Origin of the sequence: Microbulbifer sp. 2205BS26-8, from assembly GCF_030731025.1 — a bacterium.
Classification (GTDB): Bacteria; Pseudomonadota; Gammaproteobacteria; order Pseudomonadales; family Cellvibrionaceae; genus Microbulbifer; species Microbulbifer spongiae.
Genome location: NZ_JAVAMR010000017.1, coordinates 1 through 15,380, shown reverse-complemented (window position 1 = coordinate 15,380; position 15,380 = coordinate 1). Strand labels below are relative to the sequence as shown.

Below are 15,380 nucleotides of genomic sequence, written 5' to 3'. Positions count from 1 at the left end.
TTATTCTCGGCCACCCAGCAGCCAACTGGCCACCGAGCGCAGATAACCCAGCGCGGCGCTGTCTCTCTTTTGGGTAATGGGCTCGAGTAAATTGGCCAGTTCCTGTTGGCGCGCTTCACTTAAGTCGTCGTGGCGCTCAAACAGGCTGACCAGGGCCTGCTGGTCCTGTCGTTTCAAGTTGCGCGGTGGCGGCAGTGGGGTGCTGTCCGGCAGGGTGACCGGCGCTTTGTCTGCCTCCCGGTAGACCACCAGAGTGCCTGCGGCCAGGTCGCCGAGGCGCTGGAAGTGCCGCCCGAGGGTCATGGCGATCACACCGGTGGCATAGGCGAAGGGCAGGAAGTCGGCAAAGCGCAGCAGGTTGCGCACCAGGGAGGCTCCCCAGGAAATGGGGGTCAGGTTGTCATTCACCACCATCAGGCCGAAGGCTTTTTTCCCCGGTGTCTGGCCGCCGCGCAGCACTTCAAAGAACACCGGGTAGAACCACTCCAGCAGGAAGGAGCAGACCAGCCAGATGCCGATACCGGCAGTGTCGGCAACAGCCAGGCCAATGCCCAGCGCTATGAGCACCAGGGTGCGATACAACACATCCACCGCATAGGCGAGGATGCGCGGGACAGGCCCCGCAGCCCGCGCATGCAGATCGATCCCTTCGGGGGTTTCGACGTGATAGGTGGTATCCAGCAAGCCTGCGCTCCTGTCAGGTCGGAGGGACTATGCCCTGTGGGGACTGCCAAAAACTTTGCGATAGGCGACGCCAATCGCGATAAATAAGAGCGGCAGGGCCCAGATCATACCTATTAACACCGCTAAGAAGCCGGCAAGCCCTATCAAAAGGAGCAAGATCAAAAAGCCGAGGAAACTAAACCAGCGCTTTGTCACTGCCTTGCGCGAGGCTTCCAGGGCCTGCCAGGGTCCCAGGTTTTGATCGACCACCAGGGGGATGGCAAATACATAGGCAACCATCAGGTAGATCCCCGGGAGGACAAGCAGGAGAAGTCCGATAAAAATAAAGATGGCCATCAGGAAATTGACAATAACCAGAGGGACAATCTTGTCGAAATAAGCCAATACCTCTGTGCCGGAGGTGTCTTCCCCACGGGCAATCTTTATTCCGATCATTGTCAATCCGGCGGCGAGGGGAAACCCGATAATCGTCGTGATCAGGTTGTAAATGAGCCCTTGGGTGAAGGAGGCATCACCTTCCGCTGTGAAGACCCCGGTGATAAAGCCCGCAACCACAGTGATGGCAATGAGTGCAATCACATACAACAATATGCCCAGCCAGACTGTGCGTTTTTTACCCTTTGAAAGACGCCAGCCCTCACTGATGGTCTCGCTGATGGAAAACGAATAATCCCCGGCAATCCCCTTTTCAACAGAACCGAAATCGTCGTGTTCTTCCCCGTTGGTCAGCTCCGCTTGGGGGGCTTTATACATATCGCTCATGCTTGTGAATATCCTCGTTATGTCTTTAGTGGTGGAGCGTGCAGAGTTCCGGATACGAATATCTCACAGCCGGGATCGAGGAACAATGTCGCGCCAGCACATCAGCAGGTTGTAGAAGTTCCCAGTCCGTTCATGGGAGTGAATAATCGCCAACACGGGGCTCCATCATCGGGATAGCCCCCCGCAATGGCCAAGGGTCTCGATAAGATATGGCTAAATAATAACCATTCAGGATGTTTGAAGAGCGGACCCTAAAGAGAAATTCTACGATAAATCAGCGCACAGCGCTGTGAAAAGGCGGCCATCAACCGGTCAACCCATTGACCGGCCCAGTGAATAGGGATAGAGGCTTTGGGCGCAGGGGGGTAGAATGAGTGGCGATAACCTTGACGAGAATAAAGGAAAGATGCCGTGAAAAAACTGTTTCTGCCCCTGGCCATCGGCGCTTCGCTACTGGCCGCCCATGCGATCGCCTCAGGCAGCGATCCCCAACAGCTGTTGCAACAGACCGAGTCCAGGGTGATCGAATGGCGCCGGCATCTGCACCGGAACCCGGAGTTGGGCAACCGGGAATTTGAAACGGCAAAATACATCGAAAAGCACCTCCAGTCCCTGGGCATGGAAACCGAGAGCGGGGTGGCCCACACCGGCGTTATTGGTCTGTTAAAGGGGGGCAGGCCCGGCCCTACCGTGGCGCTGCGCGCGGATATGGATGCCCTGCCGGTCACCGAGAGAACGGATGTTCCCTTCGCGTCCAAGGTGCGCAGCACCTATCAGGGCAGGGAGGTGGGCGTTATGCACGCCTGTGGTCACGACACCCATGTGGCGATGCTGATGGGTGCCGCCGAAGTCCTGGCCAATCTCCGCGACCAGCTGGCCGGTAATGTATTGTTTATTTTCCAGCCCGCCGAAGAGGGTGCGCCGGATGGCGAGGAAGGCGGGGCCGAGTTGATGCTGAAAGAGGGCCTGTTCAAAAAATACCAGCCGGATGTGGCTTTCGGCCAGCACGTGAGCTCTTCTCTGCCCGCTGGGGTTTTTGGTTACCGTTCGGGTCCGCTGATGGCCGCTACTGACGAGTTCCGCATCACCATTACTGGCCGCCAGACCCACGGTTCGCGCCCCTGGGGCGGGGTTGACCCCATTGTTGCCGCCGCGCAGGTGGTGATGGGCACTCAGGCTATTGTCAGCCGCCAGATCGACATCACCAAGGAACCGGCGGTGATTTCCTATGGCCGGATCGAGGGCGGCGTGCGCAACAATATTATTCCCGACAGCGTGTACTTAAACGGCACCATCCGCAATTTTGACATGAATAACCGCGCGGAAATTTTCAAGCGCCTGAAAACCACCGCTGAACTGGTTGCGGAGAGTTCCGGAGCCGTGGCCCAAGTGGATATCCTCGAAGGGTATCCGGTGACGATAAACAATACAGAACTCACGCAAATGGCTCTGCCGGTGCTCAGGTCCGTGGCTGGTGAAAAAAAGGTGATCGAGGTCCCCAAAATTACCGTTGCGGAGGATTTTTCCTACTTTGCCAATGCAGTGCCCGGCTTTTATTATTTTCTCGGCATAACCTCGCAAGGTGAAGACCCGAGCAAGGCCCCCAGCAATCATTCGCCCTTGTTTTATGTGGATGAAACTGCACTGCGCCAGGGCACCGAAGCGCTGACCCTGCTGACCCTGGATTATATGGCGAACTATCGCAAGCAATAATAAGAGGGCCTTTTGAATGGCAGGTTGGAAAAACAGGAAAAAGCCCGTAGATCTCTACGGTGAGGTCGATTCCAACTTGCTGAGCTGCTGGATCACCGCCTTCCTAATGGGGCCTCTTGCGCTTATTACTCTGGTATCTACATTATTTGCTGGAATAGGGTTCGATACCGTAATTTTTGTACTGGCAGTGCTAATTCTTTCCCAGGCGATAAGAGGTATTGTCAAGCTGCGTAAGCTGAAGAAAAGCTTGCTGGAAGATCCCAAGTCAGTCAGACATACTGATATCTTGGCTGCACCAAGCTTTAAAGGATTGTATTGGTTTATTCACTAGGGCCTGTTCACACATAATTAATGTATCGATAATCAGTGCGAAGTGAACAAAGAACTTGAAAATCACATCCAGTTTGTCAAAACGAGAGAATACTCTCCTGAAACCCTTGAGCCGTCGGAACAGCCTCTCTACTTCATTTCGTTTTTTGTACACTTCTCGGTCATACTCCCAAGCGCTTAGTCTGTTACTTTTGGGCGGCACTACGGGTTTCAAGCCAAGATCAAATACCAACTGTCTGGTTTCATCGCCCTCATAGGCTTTGTCCATGATCACTTTAGTGCCCCCCAACCGCAGTTCTCTTGGCTTTTCAGCAACTTTCGACCTTCAGGTGCATCACCTGCTTGCCCTGGAGAAAGGGAAAAAGCTACGGCCTGGTTGGGACCCGCTGCAACCATGTAAATTTTGGTGGCCCAGCCTCCTCGTGATTTGCCGATAGGTTGAGGACCGTTTTTTTAACGCACCTGTGCCGTCTGGATGCACCTTTACAGCGGTAGAATCGAGAGATACATGATCCACTTGAATATTGATCACATCATTTTCCTGCGGTGTGAGAAACACTCGATCCAATACGCCCTGCTTGGCCCATCGATTCGCCCGCATATAAATGCTGTGCCAACGACCAAAGCGCTGCGGAAGACCGCGCCACTTACATCCATGTTCGGCAACATAGAGAATCGCGTTTAGCACTTCTAAATTAGATGTTTTTACGTTGCTACGCGGGATTGGCAGCAATTTTTCGATAACTTTGAATTTTTGTGTAGAAATTTTCATCCCACGATTATACAAGATTTAGTGTTAACAGGCCCTAGTAGTAATGAAGGAAGTAAACCCAGAGTCTCAAGATCTTCAAATAGATGTCTTAAACAACTTAGGTTACTTGAAGTTCTTCGGCTATGGCATCAAAGAGAATAAAGAGCAAGCCATCGAGTTTTGGAAAAGAGCTATTTCACTTGGGCAATATGAATCAGAATATCACCTTTGTCATGCTTATGCTGAACCAATTAGCCCACATAAAATAGAGCTAAGGCTAAAAAGTACTACGAGAGCTTATCTAATCTATAGAGGTATGGAAAAGGTACCCGAAAGCGATGCAGAAATACTTAAACAGATTAAAAAGTATCGTGCAAAAATCTAACAATGGCCTAACAAATGCGTGCATTTGACCTCCGCTTCGCTGCGGCAAATGACGCGGGCGTTATGTTTCCAAGTTACCCATAAAAAGTAGACACCTCACTATCTCCTAGAAACCTCAGATCCAAACCATCATGATTTTTGGATGCTGCCAATTTTTTTGCCATTTGGGAGTGTAAATTCGTCAAATAAAAGAGAGCCAGGCTGCCGACACAGGGCGGGATGCCAAACGGCGATCCCGCCCAATGGCCAGTGGCAGACCATTGCCCCTTATTCCCCGCTGTCGTTGCGTAGCCTGTGGTGTAGCCTGACCGGCGGGGCCTGCCGCTCCTTCTTGCTGCGCAGACGCAGGTTGAGCATCTCCACCATCATGGAAAAAGCCATGGCAAAATAAATATACCCTTTGGGTACATGCACATCAAAGCCTTCCACCACCAGGGTCAGGCCTACCATAATAAGAAACGCCAGGGCCAGAATCTTCACCGTTGGATGTCGATCGACAAAATCGCCAATGGGTTTGGCCGCAACCAGCATCACAGCAACAGCCAGCACAATGGCAATCGCCATAATGGAGATCTCATCCACCAGTCCCACGGCGGTGATGACCGAATCCAGCGAGAAGACAATATCCAAAAGCGCAATCTGCAAGAGCACTATGCCAAAGCCGGCGCTGCCCAGGGCCGCGGCGTCAGTCTCTGTTCCCTCAAGACTGTTGTGGATTTCGTGGGTTGCCTTGCCGATCAAAAACAGGCCACCCCCAACCAAAATGATATCGCGCCCGGATATTTCCATTCCAAACAGGCTAAACAGGGGTTCCACCAGCCCCATGATCCAAACGATGGAGAACAACAGTGCCAGGCGGGTGACCATAGCCAGGGTCAGGCCAATAAAGCGTGCAAATTCCCGCTGCCTTGCCGGCAGCCGGCCGACGAGAATGGAGATAAAGATAATGTTGTCTATGCCCAGCACTATTTCCAGCGCGGCCAGGGTGCCCAACGCAACCCAGGCTTCCGGGTTGACTACCCACTCGAACATAAAAGCGTTCCTTTTTTGAATGCGGAGACTGAATCGCTAGTAATTTTGCCGGCGGCCAGCTTAGCACAACGGGGGGAAATGCCGCAGCAGGCACAAGTTGGCCCAATTCCCTGAGGGGTGGCAGCGGCGCGGCGTAGAGGCTGTGCTCTTTCAGGAACGATAAGAAAGAGGCGGGCACTTAACTTGTTTGGTGGTGGTATTTAAACAATAGGCATGCGCGTTGTTTGCGCCGTTATTCTATTCGCCCTCGCGCCGCCAGACCCTGGTGTGACTTCCGGCTCCCATACCTGGGGCTCTGCTTAGGGTCCCGCCTCTAGCGTGGTGTTTGTGTTGTCGGCCGGGTGCCGCCACATTGCCAGCAAAAGTCAAATGCGGCTCCGTTCTCTTCGCCACAGACCGGACAGGGCCAGCCCTGGCCTGTTTCGACATCCTCCAGCAGACGCCTTGCATGCTCGAAGTCACGATCCCGTTCCAGCCACAGTTCCGGCCAGACCTGGTTGGGGGCCAGTTCCCCGGATGCCCCCTGGGCAAACGCGTTTTTCAGGAATACCGGGATACCGGCCACCTCAAGGCGGCTCTTTGCTAATTCGACCAACAGGCGGTTTTCGTGGGTGTAGATCAGTTTCATCATAAAAAGGGCACGGCGCCCTTGGCAATCAACTAGTGCTGGTGTGGACGGCTGGATTGCTGTTGCGAAAAACAGGGTCTTACAGAAGGTGCTGTGACCGGTATTTTAAGGAAGCATCCGGGGCATGGCCCTGGGCGGTGCCCGCCTGTACTGATTGACAACCCGGCTGTCTGTCTGGCTGTCAGTGTAACAAAACGGCGCTTGAAGTAACCCTGCCAGATTGATGGGCCAGGCAGAAAACCGAGACAAAATGACTTGTTATTCCGGTTCGGCCAGGGTGCAGTCCTCCACTGCGCAGTAATCCTCATGAGATACCGTGATAATTTCCAGAATGGTATCCAGAGAGTCGAGAGCGGCCCGGCTATGCACCATGACCCTGCCCGAGCGGCTGGCGATATATTCAATAACAGCCCGGCCCTTGGAACTTTTGTACACCGCCAGGCGCTGGCCTTTTTCCACGGTGTCGCCGTGGTTGACCAATAGCTGAACCCACTCCCTGGGGTGAATCTGTGCGGTACCCGTGCGGGAGGTGCCCGTGTGGCCCTGCCCGTTAAACAGCAGACCCGCTATCTCTCCGAGCGCTGGGGTCTCCGCTGCCTGTACCGGTGTCAAACCACTGATGCTCAGGACCATCAAAAACAGGAGGATGCTTTTCACCCTGGTTCTCCCATACGCAGTTGACTTCGCGGGATCACAACCCGCACCACTGGGCATGTCGCCATCGCTTTTTTGCAAGGGGCAATATGTTAGGTATAGCTGACTCGGTAATTCACGCCAGAAAAAGCGTTCGTACGCCGTTTGCGGGGGGATGCGGGAAAAGCCAACAGGACTGAGCCCGGTTGCGCGTGCGATGGGAAACGGGCCTTCAATAGGCCGTTGGGCACCGCCTCTGTTATCAGAGGCAGCGGCGCAATCTTGCCTGTAAAGCCGGGCTTATACCGGCCCGCGGCACCACCACTCTGTGGCGCCAATAGCCAAAAACCCGGCCCGGACTGGGTTGATCGGGGTGCGCTTCAGCCCAGATCAATCCAGGTGGATTTCAGCTCGCAGTACTTGTCCAGCGCGTGCAGGGATTTGTCGCGACCGTTGCCGGACTGCTTGAAACCGCCGAAGGGCACAGTGATATCGCCGCCAAAGTAGTTGTTTACCCACACGGAGCCCGCACGGATATCGCGGGCCAGGCGGTGGGCGCGGCCCAGGTTGTTGGTCCAGATACCCGCAGCCAGTCCGTAGATGGAGTCATTGGCGATGGCGAGGGCTTCCGCTTCGCTCTCAAACTCCATGACCGACAACACCGGTCCGAAGATCTCCTCGCGGGCAATGGTCATATCGCCAGTCACGCCGCGAAAAACCGTGGGCTCGAAATAGTACCCCCCCGCGACCGTTTCCACGGGCCTGCCGCCACACACCAACTGGGCACCCTGCTCCAGGCCTTTTGCAACGTAATACGCCACAGTGTCAGACTGGCTGCGGTCGATCAGTGCCCCCATTGCGGTATTCGGGTCCTGGGGGTGGCCGGGTTTGAAGTGCCGGGCGGCTTTGCATACCTTTTCGGTAAACACCTCAGCGATACGCTTTTCCACCAGCAGGCGCGAGCCGGCGGTGCAGGTTTCGCCCTGGTTGTAGAAGATGGCCATTGCCGCCGCTTCGGCGGCCCTGTCCAGGTCCGCATCGGCAAAAACGATATTGGGGCTTTTGCCTCCCAGTTCCAGAAAAGTGCGTTTCAGATTCGATTGGCCGGCGTACCCGGTGAGGGTCTTGCCCACCGCGGTGGAGCCGGTAAACGTGAGGCAGTCGATATCCATGTGCAGGCCCAGTGCCTTGCCCAGGCTGCTGCCCGACCCCGGCAGTACATTCAGCACGCCGTCCGGCAGGCCCGCTGCCCTGGCCAGCCCGGCCAGTTTGATGGCGGTGAGCGGGGTATTGGAGGCGGGCTTCAAGATCACGCTATTGCCGGTGGCCAGTGCCGGGCCCAGCTTCCAGGCGGTAGTGGACAGGGGGAAGTTCCAGGGCACAATTGCCGCCACCACCCCCAGGGGCATACGGGTAATCAGGCCCAGCGCACCGGGGCCTGTGGGTGCCACCTCGTCGTAGAGTTTGTCGATGGCTTCGCCACTCCAGCGGATAGTGGTGGCTGCGCCGGGGACATCCACCGCCATGGCATCAGCAATGGGTTTACCCGCATCCAGGCTTTCCAGCAGGGCAATTTCCACCCGGTGCGCCTCGATCAGTTCGGCGAAGCACACCAGCACTTTCTTGCGTTCTGTAGGCGGCATTGTCGACCAGGTACCGGATTCAAAAGTCTCGCGCGCCACACGTACCGCCAGATCCGCGTCCTCGGGACCACAGCAGGCAATCTGAGCCAGTGCCTCGCCATTGGCGGGATTGTGGGTTGTGCGGGTGTTACCGGAGAGGGCATCGACATAGCGGCCATTGATAAACGCACGCCCCTCGATTTTCAGAGAGGTCGCCAGGGCCTGCCATTCCTGCAGGTTTTGGGGTTTGGTATTTTGCACTGACACAGCACACCTTGCTTTTTGCTTGGGTTGGAATTTGTCCGGGTTATATCGAAAATGTGATCACAAATCAAAGGGCATCTGCTGGCAGACACCCCGGGGTTCAGGCCACGCGGGTTTCCACCTGCAGCCAGTTCTCCTGCAACTGCATGGTGATCCTGTCACCGCGATGCAGCGCACCAACCCCCGATGGGGTACCGGTCAACACCACATCGCCGGGCTCCAGGGTAAAGTGGCTGCTGATGTAGGCCACCAGGTCGGGAATCGGTGTGAGCATTTGCCGGGTCAGACCGCGCTGGCGCAGCTCGCCGTTCAGCCAGAGCGCGTAGTTGAGTGCATCCCAGTCCGGTAGCGAGTCCAGCCGGACAAAGGGAGACAGGGGGCAGGAGTGATCAAACCCCTTGGCCTTCTCCCAGGGATGCCCGGCCTTCTTCAACTGTGCCTGCAGTGTGCGCAGTGTCAGATCCAACCCCAGCCCCAGCCCCGCCACCGCCGCAGGGACCTCATCGGTATTGGCACCGCACAGCCGGTGGCCGATCAGCAGCGCCAGTTCCCCCTCAAAATGACAGCTGCCGCGCCCCTCCGGCAGGTGGAGAGGTTGGCGTATATCCACAGCGGCGGTGGCCGGCTTGATAAACAGCAGGGGTTCCTCGGGCACAGGATTATTGAGTTCCGCTGCGTGGCTGGCGTAATTGCGCCCTACGCACACGATCTTGCCCAATGGGAATGGCATCGAGCGACCACAGGTAAACTGGTGTTGATACATAGATAAACAAAATAGTTAGGATAGAAATTTCGAATAAAGCGATATAAGCCGCCTGTGCTATGATCGCGCTTTTGCCTGGCGCCGGGCAATCAAGCAGCGCCCAACAAGAGTGCGCGCCCTATTCACACCCGGTGAAGAGATAGTTTATGGCTCCACATAATCCCGATCAAAGAAAGTCCCTGCAAAAAGACAAGATTCGTATCCTGCTGCTGGAGGGCGTGCACCAGTCCGCTGTGGATCTGCTCGCTTCCCGCGGCTACACCAATGTGGAATACGTAAAAACGGCGCTGCCCCAGGAGCAATTGATTGAAAAGATTGCCGATGTGCACTTTATCGGTATCCGCTCCCGCACCCAGCTCACCCGCAAGGTACTGCAGGGTGCTCCCAAACTGGTAGCCGTTGGCTGTTTCTGCATCGGTACCAACCAGGTGGACCTGCAGGCTGCTACGGCGCTGGGCATTGCCGTATTTAACGCCCCTTATTCCAATACCCGCAGTGTGGCCGAACTGATGATCGCTGAGGCCATTCTCATGCTGCGGGGCATTCCAGAGAAGAACGCTGTATGCCACCGCGGTGGTTGGCTCAAGTCTGCCAGTGGCGCTTTTGAGGCCCGCGGCAAGACGCTGGGTATTATCGGTTACGGCGCCATTGGTTCTCAGGTTTCCGTGATGGCGGAAGCCATGGGCATGCGGGTGAAGTTCCACGATGTCGTCACCAAGCTGCCCCTGGGCAATGCCACTCAGGTCGCTTCCCTGGAGGCGCTGTTGCGGGAGTCGGATGTGGTGTCACTGCATGTGCCCGAACTGCCTTCCACCAGAATGATGATCGGTGCACAACAGATCGCTCAGATGAAGCCAGGGGCTATTCTGCTCAATGCCTCCCGCGGTAGTGTGGTGGACATTGACGCACTGGCGCAGGCGCTGAACAGCAGGCACTTGGCCGGCGCTGCCATCGATGTTTTCCCGCTGGAGCCGCGCAGTAATGCGGAAGAGTTTATCTCTCCCCTGCGCCACATCGACAATGCCCTGCTGACGCCCCATGTGGGTGGTTCTACCGTGGAAGCCCAGGAAAACATCGGCACCGAAGTATCGGAAAAGCTGGCACACTACTCCGACAATGGCACCACAACCAGTTCGGTGAATTTTCCCGAAGTGGCACTGCCCAGCCATCCCGGTGCGCACCGACTGTTGCATATCCACGAAAATGTGCCCGGTGTAATGAGCGCCATCAACCAGGTGTTTTCTGAAAACGCCATTAATATCTCCGCCCAATTCCTGCAGACCAACGAGACCCTGGGATACGTGGTGATCGACGTGGATGCGGAGTACTCGAACCTGGCCCTGGGGAAACTGAAAAATATCCCCGGCACCTTGCGCTGCCGAAGACTTTTTTAAGCCGTTTACCCGACAATCCAGACTTGGTTGCCAGGTGAACCAACAACCAAAGTGATTGATCCCGCCTGGCAGCTACCTCTACAATAGGGTTTCCTGTTCTGTTGGTCCTGCACCAGGCGTTGCGCTTTCCGTGTATCCCCTGGTTTGGCATTTCACTTTTCCATTGCGAGTGTTCCCTTGCGTCATCAGGATTCCGCCACTACCGGCCTGCTCGCCGGCGTCGCTGCCTTTTTCATTTGGGGGCTGGCACCACTCTATTTCCACCTGTTGGAGGGGATTCCGGCAGCGGAAATCCTTGCACACCGCAGTGTCTGGTCACTGGTTCTGGCCCTGCTGATTCTGGCTTTGGTTCACCGGCTGCCGGATCTGGCCAATACTCTGCGCAATGGCGGGAAAATGCGTATGCTGGCCCTGACTGCGCTGTTGATCGGCAGCAACTGGCTGGTCTTTATCTGGGCGATTAATAACGGTCATCTGCTGGAGAGCAGCCTCGGCTATTACATCAATCCCCTGCTCAATATCATCCTTGGTGTGCTGTTTTTGGGTGAGAAGTTAAGGCGTCTGCAATGGTTGGCGGTAGCGCTGGCAACGACAGGTATTGCCTATGAACTCTGGCAGTTTGGCCGGGTACCGGTGATCGCCCTGTTCCTGGCTGGAAGCTTTGCCCTGTATGGGCTGGTGCGCAAACGCGTCCCGGTTGAGAGTCTCACTGGCCTTGCGGTCGAAACCCTGTATATGCTGCCGGTGGCGCTACTTTATCTGGTATGCAGCGACAGCCCCACCAGTAACCTGCTGCACAACAGTTGGGCGCTGAATAGTCTGCTGGTGTTGGCCGGCCCCGTCACTCTGATGCCCCTGCTCCTGTTTACCATTGCCGCGCGCAGGCTGAATCTGTCCACCGTAGGTTTTCTGCAGTATATCGCCCCGACGCTGATGCTAGTGATTGCCACCCAGGTTCTGGGTGAGCCCTTCCGCGAGGGCAAACTCATCACCTTTATGCTGGTGTGGCTCGGGCTCATACTCTACACAATCGATGCCCTGGCGCAGCGCCGCAAACTGTATTTACAGGGTAAGGTGGCCCTTTAATGCACGGCAGCCTGCGAAAACGGGTTCAGGGGAGAGCGGGCAGCGGGATAAGCACCGCCGCTCTGCAATGACAGGCCCTCCCTTGTACTGCTTTCTCCCGGCAACGGGCTGCATGTCGGGAGGACCGATACATTGCCATAAGGAGGGTTCCGGATGTTGGCACTGAGGCCAAATTGCGAGTGTTGTGATAGGGATCTGCCGGCCAATTCGCCCGAAGCGATGATCTGCTCTTATGAATGTACTTTTTGCAGTGCCTGTGTGGAGCAGGTGTTGCGGAATGTCTGTCCCAATTGCGGCGGCGGTTTTTGTCCCCGTCCGATTCGCCCGCATACAGCCAGGCGTGCCGGTGTGAGCATTGCTTTCCAGCCTGCAGCCAAAAAACGGGTGTACTCAAAATACAGCAGGGAGGAGATGCGGGCGTTTGCTGCGACCCTGCAGGCTATCGCCCCGCAGTTGCGCTGATGGTGAGGAACCCCTGGGGGGCGATTGCCGCTGGCGCCTACCCGGTATCCCGGGTGGGGATTGTGCCTGCAGGGTGAACACAGGGTGCGCCCTTGTCCGGCGTGACTGCCTGGCAGTGATGGCCTTCTCTCCCTACACCCCGGCCTGGGGCTGGCATTATTGTTTCAGACACCGTAATTTATATCGCCTTTTTTTGGGGATCTCACAGGGGTAACTATGACGAGTATCGTAGCGGACATCGGCGGCACCAACGCCCGTTTTGCGATTGCCAAACCCGTGGCGGAAAGCTATCGCCTGGAGGCGCTTGAAGTGGTGGATTGCAAACGGTTTGACGGCTTTGATGCCGCCTTGCGGTACTGGCTGGAAGGGTTGGCACAGCCCAGGCCTGAAAAAGCCTGTATCGCCGCCGCCGGCCCCCTGGAGCGAACCCCCTCCGGCAGCAGTGTGTATATGACCAACCTGGGCTGGCGCATTGATGCGGGAGAGCTGGCAAAGGCGTTCTCGTTCACGCACCTGGAACTGATCAATGATTTCGCGGCACTGGCCCAGTCCCTGCCGCGCCTCTCCTGCGCGGATTACTCCGTGCTGCGCGATGTACCCCGTATACCGGGCGCGCCAATGGCGGTGCTGGGCCCGGGAACCGGTCTGGGCGTAGCCGGTCTCGCCGAGGCGGATGGCCGCTATCATGTGCTCGCAGGTGAGGGCGGTCACGCCAACCTGACCGTTTCCACCCAGAGGGAGCTGCAGTTGCTGCAGATTCTGATGCAAAATCGTACCCCGGTGTTCAATGAGTGGGTCTTGTCCGGCAGCGGGTTGGTCAACCTCTATCGCGCCGTGTGTGTGCTGAATGGGCAATCCCCTGAAGATCTGACGCCGCCGGATGTGAGTGCGCGAGGCCTGGAAGGCTCCGATCCCCTGTGCCGGGAAACCCTGCTGGACTTTCTCAATTTCCTCGGCAGTGCCGCCGGGGACACAGCGTTATACCTGGGTGCCCGTGGTGGCGTCTTCCTCGGTGGGGGCATATTGCCCAGAATCGCACAATTGCTGCCGGAGAGTGCCTTCGAGCACCGCTTTCTCAGCAAGGGAAGGGTTGCCAAATGGATGGAGGCGGTCCCCGTCTATGCCCTCAAAACCGGTTACCAGGCGCTGATCGGTGCCGCGGTGCAGCTTGAGGGTTGAGTTGTTGTAATACAGTGCCGCCACTTGTGCGGTTGGGAGCGGGCAGGCTATTCGATGATCTTGTCCCAATAGTGCGTGCGCCGGAGCATTTCCTCTTTTATGGCCTCTGGCAGTAAATCAACAGGCGGGCGATCTTCCCGTATCTGCCAGCCACCGCCCAGTGACAGATAAACCTGTACCAGGTTGGCGGCCACTACGCCCTGTGTAAACGCCAGTAGATCCTGCTGCTGGACATCCGAAGTCAGGGTATTGATAACGGTATTAAATTCTACCAGGCCATTGGTGTACTGGGACAGCGAGAGTCTGACCGATTCCTTGGAAGCCTGTGCCGCGGTTTCGTAGTAAGTCAGTTCCTCCTGTGATTTCAGGTAGGCAACGATGGCATTTTCCACATCGGCCTGCGCCAGTAGCATTGTCTGTTGATAGTCTGCGAGGAGCTGCTGGAAAGTGGCATCCTGTAAACGCACATTGCTTTTAAGGCGCCCATAGTTGAAGATGTTCCAGTGAAATTGCACAAATAAATCCCAGGCTCCGCTGGAACCTTCAAAGGGTCCGTCCTGTATCTTAATCGTGCCAACGGAACCACCGATCGAGAGAGCGGGGTAGAGTTCTGCTCTGGCAACGCCAATTTGTTCTCCCTGCGCAGCGAGCAGACGCTCCGCCTGGCGGATATCGGGGCGCTGGCGCAGGAGGTCCTGTGGCATGCCAATCGCAATACGGGCCGGAACGCTGGGGATCATTGAAAATTCGCCCAAAAGATAATTGAGGTTGTGCGGTGGCATGCCAAGCAGTACCGCGAGGGTGTTTTTAAGCTGTTGCAGGGTAACTTCCAGTCTCGGGACAGTGGCCTGGGTATTGCTCAGCAGCGCCTGAGCCTGTTCCGCATCGAGTGCACTGACCTCTCCCGCTTGAAATTTTACCTCGGCGATTCTGAGGCTCTCTCTCTGTAAACGAATATTTTCCCGCGCAACCACCAGGCGTCTCTGGGCGGTGCGGATATTGATATATGTCTGTGCTACCTGGGCAACGATGGAAACCAGGACACCGTCATATTCGGCCATACTGGCTTCAAGATCCGCAGCTGCGGATTTCACCAGGCGTTTGAATTGTCCCCACATGTCCAGTTCCCAGCTCAGATTAAAATCCAGGGTGTATTCACTCTGGACAACACCGGGCTCAAATGAACCTTTTGAACGGTCGGCGACGCCGACAATTTCCTGTACTTGTGGGTATTGATTCCCGATGGCAATGGCCAGTAGTTGTTGGGCTTGCAATGCCCTCAAGGCGGCTGATCTCAATTCCAGATTGTTATCTATCGCCAGGGCGACCAGTTCGTCCAGGGCGGCATCGGAAAAGGCCGACTGCCACCAGAGGGGGTTGACGGCATTGAGGCTCTCTATGCGTGTGTCGTGTTGGTATAGCCACTCTTGCTCGATACTGACCGGGGGAGGCTGGTAGTCCGGACCGAGGGTGCAACCGTAACCGGCGATGACTGCCAGTACAGTGGTGAGTAACGGGAGGCGCAGCGCCCCGCAATGCTCCCGCTTAGGGGGTGTGCACCGTTGCATCTTGTCTGGCGTCCGCGGTACCACTCATCACGAGCACAGAGTTGGTAAAGCCGACTCGAAGTTTTACGGAAGCAGGAGTGTTGGTCAGGTAAACTCTCACAGGTATCCGCTGTGCTAGGGCCTGC

The 15,380-nt window shown here is 56.3% G+C and carries 14 protein-coding genes and 2 pseudogenes; 7 read left to right on the top strand and 9 right to left on the bottom strand.

What is annotated here, in order from left to right:
* Together Q5Y71_RS07970 and Q5Y71_RS07965 are read right to left on the bottom strand one after the other, a co-directional pair.
* Positions 1–684, bottom strand: a complete 684-nt coding sequence (locus tag Q5Y71_RS07970) for an RDD family protein (protein WP_306041447.1) — start codon at positions 682–684, stop codon at positions 1–3.
* A 27-nt stretch (positions 685–711) separates the two neighbouring features.
* On the bottom strand, positions 712–1,446 hold the full coding sequence (locus tag Q5Y71_RS07965) for a hypothetical protein (protein WP_306041445.1): 735 nt from the start codon (positions 1,444–1,446) through the stop codon (positions 712–714).
* Positions 1,447–1,857: 411 nt separating this feature from the next.
* Between Q5Y71_RS07965 and Q5Y71_RS07960 the strand changes: the two genes are divergently transcribed.
* Complete coding sequence (locus Q5Y71_RS07960) at positions 1,858–3,159, top strand: amidohydrolase (protein ID WP_306041443.1); 1,302 nt, start codon at positions 1,858–1,860, stop codon at positions 3,157–3,159.
* A 16-nt stretch (positions 3,160–3,175) separates the two neighbouring features.
* Positions 3,176–3,490, top strand: a complete 315-nt coding sequence (locus Q5Y71_RS07955) for a hypothetical protein (RefSeq protein ID WP_306041538.1) — start codon at positions 3,176–3,178, stop codon at positions 3,488–3,490.
* Between the two features lie 18 nt (positions 3,491–3,508).
* Here the strand turns inward: Q5Y71_RS07955 and Q5Y71_RS07950 are convergent.
* Positions 3,509–4,261, bottom strand: a pseudogene (locus Q5Y71_RS07950) (IS5 family transposase); the annotation flags it as partial.
* Positions 4,262–4,304: 43 nt separating this feature from the next.
* On the opposite strand from Q5Y71_RS07950, the gene Q5Y71_RS07945 reads away from it, so the two are divergent.
* Positions 4,305–4,625: a hypothetical protein gene (locus Q5Y71_RS07945; RefSeq protein ID WP_306041441.1), complete on the top strand. Its 321-nt coding sequence runs from the start codon at positions 4,305–4,307 to the stop codon at positions 4,623–4,625.
* Between the two features lie 266 nt (positions 4,626–4,891).
* Here the strand turns inward: Q5Y71_RS07945 and Q5Y71_RS07940 are convergent, their stop codons facing one another.
* From Q5Y71_RS07940 to Q5Y71_RS07920, 5 genes are all read right to left on the bottom strand, one after another.
* Positions 4,892–5,656 (bottom strand): TerC family protein, encoded by a 765-nt coding sequence (locus Q5Y71_RS07940; RefSeq protein WP_301416363.1) that lies wholly within the window; start codon positions 5,654–5,656, stop codon positions 4,892–4,894.
* Positions 5,657–5,969: 313 nt separating this feature from the next.
* Positions 5,970–6,287 (bottom strand): DUF2007 domain-containing protein, encoded by a 318-nt coding sequence (locus Q5Y71_RS07935; RefSeq protein ID WP_301416365.1) that lies wholly within the window; start codon positions 6,285–6,287, stop codon positions 5,970–5,972.
* 255 nt (positions 6,288–6,542) lie between these two features.
* Complete coding sequence (locus Q5Y71_RS07930) at positions 6,543–6,941, bottom strand: hypothetical protein (protein ID WP_306041437.1); 399 nt, start codon at positions 6,939–6,941, stop codon at positions 6,543–6,545.
* A 356-nt stretch (positions 6,942–7,297) separates the two neighbouring features.
* On the bottom strand, positions 7,298–8,806 hold the full coding sequence (locus Q5Y71_RS07925; RefSeq protein WP_306041435.1) for an aldehyde dehydrogenase: 1,509 nt from the start codon (positions 8,804–8,806) through the stop codon (positions 7,298–7,300).
* A gap of 97 nt (positions 8,807–8,903) precedes the next feature.
* Positions 8,904–9,566 carry a fumarylacetoacetate hydrolase family protein gene (locus Q5Y71_RS07920; protein WP_306041433.1) on the bottom strand — a complete coding sequence of 221 codons (663 nt, stop codon included), beginning with the start codon at positions 9,564–9,566 and terminating at the stop codon, positions 8,904–8,906.
* A 146-nt stretch (positions 9,567–9,712) separates the two neighbouring features.
* On the opposite strand from Q5Y71_RS07920, the gene serA reads away from it, so the two are divergent.
* The 4 genes and pseudogenes from serA to glk all read left to right on the top strand — a co-directional run bounded on the left by serA (position 9,713) and on the right by glk (position 13,687).
* Entirely contained in the window at positions 9,713–10,960 is a 1,248-nt protein-coding gene (serA, locus tag Q5Y71_RS07915; protein WP_306041431.1) for a phosphoglycerate dehydrogenase, read from the top strand.
* A gap of 177 nt (positions 10,961–11,137) precedes the next feature.
* The gene (gene rarD / locus Q5Y71_RS07910) at positions 11,138–12,046 is read left to right on the top strand and encodes an EamA family transporter RarD (protein WP_306041429.1); all 909 of its coding nucleotides are present in this window, start codon (positions 11,138–11,140) and stop codon (positions 12,044–12,046) included.
* Positions 12,047–12,199: 153 nt separating this feature from the next.
* Positions 12,200–12,358 (top strand): annotated as a pseudogene (locus tag Q5Y71_RS07905) (DUF1272 domain-containing protein); the annotation flags it as partial.
* Between the two features lie 366 nt (positions 12,359–12,724).
* Positions 12,725–13,687, top strand: coding sequence for a glucokinase (gene glk, locus Q5Y71_RS07900; protein ID WP_306041427.1), 963 nt, complete (start codon positions 12,725–12,727; stop codon positions 13,685–13,687).
* A 47-nt stretch (positions 13,688–13,734) separates the two neighbouring features.
* Here the strand turns inward: glk and Q5Y71_RS07895 are convergent, their stop codons facing one another.
* Entirely contained in the window at positions 13,735–15,255 is a 1,521-nt protein-coding gene (locus Q5Y71_RS07895; RefSeq protein WP_306041425.1) for an efflux transporter outer membrane subunit, read from the bottom strand.
* Positions 15,256–15,380: the final 125 nt, after the last annotated feature.

Coding starts and splice junctions, on each gene's coding strand:
- Q5Y71_RS07965 (WP_306041445.1), bottom strand. CDS start 1,446: ATGAGCGATATGTATAAAGCCCCCCAAGCGGAGCTGACCAACGGGGAA.
- Q5Y71_RS07955 (WP_306041538.1), top strand. CDS start 3,176: ATGGCAGGTTGGAAAAACAGGAAAAAGCCCGTAGATCTCTACGGTGAG.
- Q5Y71_RS07945 (WP_306041441.1), top strand. CDS start 4,305: ATGAAGGAAGTAAACCCAGAGTCTCAAGATCTTCAAATAGATGTCTTA.
- Q5Y71_RS07940 (WP_301416363.1), bottom strand. CDS start 5,656: ATGTTCGAGTGGGTAGTCAACCCGGAAGCCTGGGTTGCGTTGGGCACC.
- Q5Y71_RS07935 (WP_301416365.1), bottom strand. CDS start 6,287: ATGATGAAACTGATCTACACCCACGAAAACCGCCTGTTGGTCGAATTA.
- Q5Y71_RS07920 (WP_306041433.1), bottom strand. CDS start 9,566: ATGTATCAACACCAGTTTACCTGTGGTCGCTCGATGCCATTCCCATTG.
- serA (WP_306041431.1), top strand. CDS start 9,713: ATGGCTCCACATAATCCCGATCAAAGAAAGTCCCTGCAAAAAGACAAG.
- glk (WP_306041427.1), top strand. CDS start 12,725: ATGACGAGTATCGTAGCGGACATCGGCGGCACCAACGCCCGTTTTGCG.
- Q5Y71_RS07895 (WP_306041425.1), bottom strand. CDS start 15,255: ATGCAACGGTGCACACCCCCTAAGCGGGAGCATTGCGGGGCGCTGCGC.